8 protein-coding genes and 1 riboswitch are annotated in these 7,208 nt (G+C 55.5%); all 8 genes read right to left on the bottom strand.

Annotated elements, in window-relative coordinates; genetic code table 11:
* Positions 1 to 776: TonB-dependent receptor (locus tag Q3886_RS07060; protein ID WP_301860576.1), on the bottom strand; the 776-nt coding region annotated here is incomplete at its 3' end.
* A gap of 43 nt (positions 777 to 819) precedes the next feature.
* Positions 820 to 1,704 carry an energy transducer TonB gene (locus tag Q3886_RS07055; protein ID WP_301860575.1) on the bottom strand — a complete coding sequence of 295 codons (885 nt, stop codon included), beginning with the start codon at positions 1,702 to 1,704 and terminating at the stop codon, positions 820 to 822.
* Complete coding sequence (locus tag Q3886_RS07050; protein ID WP_301860574.1) at positions 1,697 to 2,098, bottom strand: biopolymer transporter ExbD; 402 nt, start codon at positions 2,096 to 2,098, stop codon at positions 1,697 to 1,699. Before Q3886_RS07050 ends, Q3886_RS07055 begins: the two co-directional genes overlap by 8 nt.
* A gap of 4 nt (positions 2,099 to 2,102) precedes the next feature.
* A complete protein-coding gene (locus Q3886_RS07045) occupies positions 2,103 to 2,720 on the bottom strand; it encodes a MotA/TolQ/ExbB proton channel family protein (protein WP_301860573.1) in 618 nt (205 codons plus the stop codon).
* 114 nt (positions 2,721 to 2,834) lie between these two features.
* Positions 2,835 to 3,016: riboswitch (cobalamin riboswitch) on the bottom strand.
* Positions 3,017 to 3,058: 42 nt separating this feature from the next.
* Positions 3,059 to 3,820: a HesA/MoeB/ThiF family protein gene (locus Q3886_RS07040; RefSeq protein WP_301860572.1), complete on the bottom strand. Its 762-nt coding sequence runs from the start codon at positions 3,818 to 3,820 to the stop codon at positions 3,059 to 3,061.
* A gap of 181 nt (positions 3,821 to 4,001) precedes the next feature.
* Entirely contained in the window at positions 4,002 to 5,441 is a 1,440-nt protein-coding gene (gene gatB, locus Q3886_RS07035; RefSeq protein ID WP_301860571.1) for an Asp-tRNA(Asn)/Glu-tRNA(Gln) amidotransferase subunit GatB, read from the bottom strand.
* Complete coding sequence (gene gatA, locus Q3886_RS07030) at positions 5,441 to 6,898, bottom strand: Asp-tRNA(Asn)/Glu-tRNA(Gln) amidotransferase subunit GatA (RefSeq protein ID WP_301860570.1); 1,458 nt, start codon at positions 6,896 to 6,898, stop codon at positions 5,441 to 5,443. Before gatA ends, gatB begins: the two co-directional genes overlap by 1 nt.
* Before the next feature lie 11 nt (positions 6,899 to 6,909).
* A complete protein-coding gene (gene gatC, locus Q3886_RS07025; RefSeq protein ID WP_301860577.1) occupies positions 6,910 to 7,200 on the bottom strand; it encodes an Asp-tRNA(Asn)/Glu-tRNA(Gln) amidotransferase subunit GatC in 291 nt (96 codons plus the stop codon).
* Positions 7,201 to 7,208 lie beyond the last annotated feature (8 nt).

Raw genomic sequence — 7,208 nt, 5'->3', positions numbered from 1 at the left:
ACATGGCCGTCCATGCCGGAATGGCTGGCATAGAAGGTCAGGGACTGGGCGTCATCCAGCTTCTGATCAATGCGGGCTGTAAAGAAGTTCTTCTGATAGTCGCCGCGGTTCCGATCCTTGTCATAGCCGTCGCCGTCAAAAGCATAATACCGGCGCTGGCTGAGGCCGCCGGTTACATACCACGACGTATTGCCGCTGGAGCCGCTGTTCGTCAGGGTATACTGATGGGTTCCCCACGAGCCGGTGCTGACATCCAGCGTCGTCTGCGGTGCGCCGCCTTTCTTGGTGATAATGTTGATGACGCCGCCAACAGCACCGCTGCCGTATTTGACGGAGCCGCTGCCTTTGGTCACTTCAATGCGTTCGATTTGCTCTACGCCCGGCAGGGTCTGCAGATCCACCGTGCCCCGGCTGCCGTACTGGGCGCTCAGGTTCGTGCCGATGCGCTGGCCGTCGACAAGGATGGCTACGCGGTCGTCGCCGTTTAATTCAACATACGATGACATCCCCGGCACGGCATTGTTTACGGTCACGCCGTTAACCTGCCGCAGCACCTGCTGGACATTGGTATAATGATTGTCTTCGATTTCCTTGGCCGTAACGACTGTCGTGTTGGACTGTCTTTCCAGCGCTGACGGACGGCTCGCTTCTTCTGCCGTCCCCCAGGACGTCGTTTCGTCCAGCGTAATATCCGGCAGTGTAACCGGTTCCTGGGCCAGGACCAGACTGCTCATGGAAATGAAAATGCAGGCGGCAAGTGTAGTTTGATGCTTCATGGATAAAACTCTCCCTTTTTCTTCTTACTCTATACTTACTATATTAATGTAATGCAAATCGGAAAGGCAGTCGTACGCCGCAGGCTACAGGCTGGCCATAGCGATTGACTGCCGGCGTAAATTGCCACTGCTGCGCCGTTTCTACGGCCAGACTGTCGAGCGTACTGTTTCCCGATGATTCGACGAGGCTGGCGCTCTGGACAGCGCCGTCTGGGCCGACGACGACGCGCACGACAGCTACCCCCGTAATGCGCCGATTCTGCAGTTCCTGTGGGTACGGCGCACTGGGGCTGTATACAGGCACAGGATTCTGCGCCGGCACAGCCGCATCAGCTGGCGGAGAACTGGACGGCCCACCGCCTCCTCCGCCGGTATCGGTATGGCCGCCGCCATTGGCATCTCCTGTGCCGCCGTCTGCTTCACCGGATCCATTGCCGGAGGAATCGGAATTCCCGGCAGCATTGACAGGCCCTCCGGAAGGACTGTTCTCATGATTCGCTCCGGAAGTAGCCGTATTCGCGGTCCCAGTAGTTCCTGCTGTCTGAGACGTATGTGCCGTCTCTGAAGGCGGCTTTTCCGCCTCGTTTGCGGCAGCACGGTCCTGCTTCGGTGACGCTGCCGATGCAGCAGCCTTGCGGGCTCCATCCTGGCGCCGTGCAGCCTGGGTATGAGCCATACTGACAGCAGGCAGGGGATTTTCCGGCATGGCAAAAGTGCCGCCACCGGAGGCCGGCCCTGTCCCGGCTGAAGGAGATGGCGCAGACGGCTCTGCCTTTGCCTCATACACGGACACATCGACAGTAGGAGGCTGCGACTGGTCCTGGAGAAACGAAAAGAGGCCGCCTGCTGCCAGTACGGCAAAGGCCAGAGCATGGGCGCCTGCAGAAATGAGGACAGCTGTACGCCGATCTTTCTCTTCCCTATTCATGGGCAGCCAACCCAAAGTGCCGTACGCCGGCTCCTTTCAGCCCGTCCAGAAGGGCCATGACCTGCCCGTAATCGAGGCCTTCGTCAGCGCGGATGACGACGGAGAACTGAGGATTCTGCCGCTGCTGGTCTGCTGCCTGCCGGATGAGCACATCCCGTTCAATCGGCTTATCTTCCAGCCACAAGGAACCGTCTTTCTGCATAGTCACGACATAGGTCACCTTGGCCTGCCCCTCGGCATGGACTGCCTGGGGAAGCTGGACGTCTACAGTCTTCAGATTCACCATATATAAGGTACTGATCATGAAGAAGACGAGGAGAAAAAACATGATGTCAATCATGGGAATGATCATAACCTGCGGTTTTGTAAAAGACCGCCTGTCTCGAAGCCGCATCGTCTCACCGCCCCTGCCAGTTCCGCGGCAGCAGTTCCAGCGCGGAAAAACACAGTTCCATGTCCGTAATCATCCGGTCCAGGCGCTGCGTAAAATAAGCATGAACAGCCAGGGCCAGAATGGCGACGCACAGGCCGAAAGCCGTGGCAATCAAAGCCTCGCCGACGCCGCCTGTAATGGCCATGGCCTGGCCGGACTGGACGTGGAAAATACTGAACGACGTAATCATGCCGCTGATGGTCCCCAGCAGCCCCAGCAGGGGCGCCATGGTTACGACGACGCTCAGATAATACAGGCCGTGCCGCAGTTTGGCAATGAATATGCTGGACTGCGTTTCAGCCAGGGCCGTCATGGAAACGGAGCTGTCGCTGTCCAGGACATCAGTCAGGATGCGGGCCAGGCCGCCATGGCCCTGGCGGGCCGCGTCGCGGGCATCGGCATATTTTTTCAGCTTAACATAGGTATAGAACTGTTCGGCAAAGGCCTTGCCGGAATCCATGTGCCGGTAAAACAGCCAGCGTTCAGCGCCAATATATACGACAAACAATGAACAGGCCAGCAGCACGTACATGACGGCACCGCCTTTTTGAAACAATTCGATCCCCTCAATGAGTGATTCCATGATCTTCCTCCTGTCTGTTCCCCCTCTGCGTCGGGAAAAGGGCGCAAAAAAGCCGCAAGGATATCCCTTACGGCTTATACGCTATCTATCGCCCTTCCCATCGCTCGCAGGTCTATCGGTGATCTCCTGTCAGGCAGTTCTTCTGGCTCCGTTTCATTGCCATTCTGCGCCTTCCCATGCCGCTGCGGCACAGTGACATCCTTGCAGGACAGCTCCACGTTACAGCGGCGGGACCGCGCCGGCATTGCACCGGACTTCTCTGTTAGGTCTGTGACACCTGACATACGATATGACATTTTTCTTACTATAGCATGGCCGGCAAGGGCTGTCAATAACGATTACCCTTCCCCGCCGCAGGCCCGGCAGGCCGGATTTCTGGGAACGGCGATGCGGCGAAACTGCATGGAAAGGGCGTCGTAGGTCAGGAGCGTCCCTGTCAGAAGTTCGCCGACGCCGGCAATATACTTGATGGCTTCCGTGGCCTGAAGGGTACCGACCAGGCCGGCTACGGCTCCCAGAATGCCCACCTCTTTGCTGGTCGGCACATCGCCGGCCTTCGGTTCTTCTTCAAAGAGACACCGGTAGCACGGTCCCTGCCCCGGCACGTAGGTCATGGTCTGGCCGTGAAAGGCGAGCACACCGGCATGAGAAAAAGGCTTTTTCATGGCTACGCACGTATCGTTAATGAGAAACTTGGCCGTAAAATTATCGGTTGCATCAATGACAAAATCGTAATCCCTGTCGGCAATGATCTGCGGCAGCGTATCAGGCAGAGCCTTTTCCGCATAGGTTACGACGTCGACGTCGCGGTTCAGTCCGTTCAGCCGTTCCCTGGCAGACAGCACTTTTTCCACGCCCAAGGTCTTCTGGGAATGAAGAATCTGCCGCTGCAGGTTGGACAAATCGACGGCGTCGGCATCGACCAGTCCCAGCGTGCCAATGCCGGCCGCTGCCAGATACAGCGCCGCCGGCGACCCGAGACCGCCTGTGCCGATAAGCAGCACCTTCCCCTGCAGGAGCCGTTCCTGCCCTGCTTCGCCTAATTGAGCCAGGCGAATATTCCGTTCATACCGTTCGTACTGATCCTTTCGCAATGTCATATACGTTCCCCCTCGTCCAGATTATAGTAGTTATTATACTCTCTCTCTGTTCATAATGCCACTGACGAAGGGCGATTTTTGAGAAATCATGAATGCCTGTATAACAATACCCTCTTCACGAGGACATTCGCAAAGAGGGTATCCAACACGTCATGGTGACAACAGGGTCAGCATGCACGCATTACTGCAGATTTTTCGTAAGCAGCTGGTTGACTACGCCCGGGTTGGCCCGGCCTTTTGTTTCTTTCATAATCTGGCCGACAAGGAAGCCGATAGCTTTCTTCTTGCCCGCTTTGTAATCGGCAACGGACTGGGGGTTGGCGGCAATGACCTTCTTGACCATGTCTTCCAGGGCGCCTGTATCGGTAATCTGGACCAGACCCTGTTCCTTAACGACATCGCCGGCAGACTTGCCAGTAGCCCACATTTCGGGCAATACTTTCTTGGCAATTTTCCCGGAAATCGTTCCCTTTTCGATGAGTTTCAGCAGTTCTGCCAGAGCCTGCGGCGCAACCGGTGCATCGCCAATGGATTTGCCTTCTTCATTGAGCTTCTTGGCAAATTCGCCGAGAATCCAGTTGGAAGCCGTTTTGGCGTCTACCCCTTCGTTGACGACCGTTTCAAAGTAATCGGCTGTCTGTTTTTCCAGAGTAAGCAAGTTGGCATCGTATTCCGGCAGTCCCAGGGTTTCCATAAACCGCTGCCGCCGGGCATCCGGCATTTCCGGCAGTTCCTGCCGTACCTGTTCGATATATTCCGGCGATACTTCGATAGGCACCAGATCCGGTTCGGGGAAGTAGCGGTAGTCGCTGTCCCCTTCTTTGACACGCTGGAGGAACGTAATGCCCTTGGCTTCATCCCAGCCGCGCGTTGCCTGCTGAATAGTGCCGCCTTCTTCCAGAATCTGGGCCTGACGGACCGCTTCGTATTCGATGCCTTTCTGGACGTTGCTGAAGGAGTTAATATTCTTCAGTTCCGTCTTCGTGCCGAGCTTGTCGCTGCCGACAGGACGAATAGAAATGTTGGCATCACAGCGCATGCTGCCTTCTTCCAGACGGCAGTCCGATACGCCCAGGTACTGCAGAATAGACCGCAGCTTTTCCAGATACGCTCTGGCTTCGGCGCCGCTGCGCAGTTCCGGTTCGCCGACGATTTCCAGCAAAGGCACGCCCGTACGGTTGTAATCGACATCAGAAGAATCGGAATTATCCAGGCTGCCGCCGCTGTGGACCAGTTTGCCTGCATCTTCTTCCATATGGATGCGGGTCAGGTGGATGCGGCGCTGTTTGCCGTCAACATCAATATCGACGTAGCCGCCTTTGCAGATAGGCAGATCAAACTGGGAGGTCTGGAAGTTTTTCGGCAAGTCCGGATAGTAATAGTTTTTGCGGTCAAATTTGCTGAACGGCAGAATGTCACAGTGCAATGCCAGACCGGCTTTGACGGCAAAATGAAGCACTTCTTTATTGAGCACAGGCAGTACGCCAGGCAGCCCCAGGCAGACCGGGCAGACGTGCGTATTGGGCTCTGCCCCAAATTCGGTGCTGCAGCCGCAGAAAATCTTCGTTTTCGTCTTTAATTCGACATGCACTTCCAGGCCGATAACGGATTCGTATTTCATTACAGTTCAACCTCCCCCATTGGCGACGGCTTGCGAAGATCCGTCCGCTGTTGTTCAAATGCATAGGCCGTGCGAAGCAGTGTCCCTTCATCGAGGGCTTTGCCAATCAGCTGCATGCCAATGGGCAGGCCGTTTTTATAGCCGCAGGGAATGCTGACGCCGGGAAGGCCGGCCAGGTTCAGCGTAACCGTGCAGACGTCGCCCAGATACATGGCCATGGGATTGTCGCTGTTCTGGCCGATTTTGAAAGCCGTATCCGGTGCCGTCGGCGTAAGCAGAACATCGCACTGTTTCAGGGCTGCATCATAATCGCGTTTGATCAGGGTCCGTACTTTCATGGCTTTCGTATAGTAGGCGTCATAATAGCCGGAGCTGAGTACGTACGTCCCCAGCAAAATACGGCGCTGTACTTCCGGGCCAAAGCCTTCGGAACGGGTCTTGATATACATGTCGACCAGGTCTTTGCCAGGTACGCGCAGGCCAAATCCTACGCCGTCATACCGGGCCAGGTTGGAGCTGGCTTCAGCCGGCGCAATAATATAGTACGCCGCAATGCCGTATTTGATATGAGGCATGCTGACGTGTACGATTTCCGCACCCAGTTCTTCGTACGTATGCATGGCTTCTTCCAGGGCCTTGCGGCACGTATCGTCCAGGCCTTCGCCGAAAAATTCTTCCGGCACGCCGATCTTCATGCCTTTCACGCCGCCTGTAAGGGCTGCCCGATAGTCCTGGGCTTCCTGCGGGATAGAGGTAGAATCCTTGGCATCATAGCCGGCAATGGTATTCAATACGATGGCACAGTCTTCCACGTCATTGGTAAAGCAGCCGATCTGGTCCAGAGACGACGCAAAAGCTACGAGGCCGTACCGGGAAACGAGGCCGTATGTCGGCTTGAGACCGACGACGCCGCAGTATGCAGCAGGCTGGCGAATGGAACCGCCTGTATCAGAGCCAAGCGCCCAGACACATTCGCCGGATGCAACGGCAGCGGCAGAACCGCCTGACGAGCCACCGGGAACATAGTCCGTATTCCAGGGATTATGGGTCAGCTGAAAGGCAGAATTTTCCGTCGAGCTGCCCATGGCAAATTCATCCATATTCGTCTTGCCCAGGGATACGTAATCCTGTGCAGCCAGTTTGTCGATAACCGTTGCATTATAGGGCGATACGAAGTGTTCCAGCATCTTCGAGGCACACGTCGTTTTCTGTCCTTTAATGCACATATTGTCTTTAATGGCACCGGGAATCCCTGCCAGCAGGGAAATGGCTTCGCCGGCAGCGATTTTTTTATCGACAGCTGCTGCTGCTTTCAGGGCGTCTTCACGGGTATCGGACAAAAAGGCCTGTACCTTTCCTTCTACTGCATCTTTATGAGCCAAAAAGGCTTCTGTCAGGGCAACGGCAGAAATACCGCCGCTGACGAGCTTGTCATGTAATCCGTGTATGGTTTCCACAGTATTCCTCCTTAATCCTGAATTACTTTTGGTACCTTGAAGTACCCGTCATCCGGTTCCGGCGCATTCTGCAGCGCCGCTTCGTTGGAAATCGATTTCTGGGGCACGTCGTCACGCATGACATTCGACAGGGACACAGCGTGTGCCGTAGGCTGCACATCTGTAATATCGACCTGGCTCATGAGATCCATGTACGATAAAATGTCATTCAGCTGTTTCCCGACGGCATCCATCTGATTTTCCTTGATTTCCAGACGGGACAACAGTGCAATTTTCTTTATTTCTTCAGCACTGATTTTCATAGAGACAC

The organism is uncultured Megasphaera sp. (genome assembly GCF_958350005.1).
Classification (GTDB): Bacteria; Bacillota; Negativicutes; order Veillonellales; family Megasphaeraceae; genus Megasphaera.
Note: the sequence above shows the minus strand (reverse complement) of the source record. Positions and strands in the feature narration are given on the sequence as shown.